We start from the raw sequence: 398 nt of genomic DNA, 5'->3' as shown, positions 1-398 counted from the left end.
TTATCGGGAAAGAGTTCGAGTTGGTCTGGATCGTGAAGTGGGGAGTCTGGGGTTTTGGCTCTGTGGTCGCCTTGCGCACAATGTGAGCGGCGAATCTGGGCGAAGCGTGCGCTCTCGAAGAAGAAGAAGGCCAGATCACTGAGGAATTCCCAGATGTGAGCGCAGGCCTCATCAGACATGGGGGCATGGAGCAGAAGAGCCGGAGGGTCGTCCGCGATCATGGGAGGAGTGACCTGACGGGTTTTTTTGGATTTAGTGGTCATGAATGTCACCCCTTGTGCGGTAACTCTTGCCATCAATGACGATGGTTTCGGCATGGTGCAAGAGACGGTCCAGAAGTGCGGAGGTCAGGGTGCTGTCGTTATTGAAGATACTGGACCAGTGTTTATATGTCCGGT

The 398-nt window shown here is 54.3% G+C and carries 2 protein-coding genes; both read right to left on the bottom strand.

All coding sequences use genetic code 11. The features are described 5' to 3' along the window. A partial coding sequence (locus IV91_RS0114490) for a hypothetical protein (protein WP_031599540.1) occupies nt 1-263 on the bottom strand: 263 nt, incomplete at its 3' end. After that, nucleotides 253-398, bottom strand: a 146-nt coding sequence (locus tag IV91_RS19910) for an ATP-binding protein (RefSeq protein ID WP_031599539.1), incomplete at its 5' end; no start/stop codon positions are given. The genes IV91_RS19910 and IV91_RS0114490, both read right to left, overlap by 11 nt.

The sequence above is a fragment of the Ferrovum myxofaciens genome, assembly GCF_000735045.1.
Taxonomy (GTDB): Bacteria; Pseudomonadota; Gammaproteobacteria; order Burkholderiales; family Ferrovaceae; genus Ferrovum; species Ferrovum myxofaciens.
This window is presented reverse-complemented; position numbering and strand designations above follow the sequence as displayed.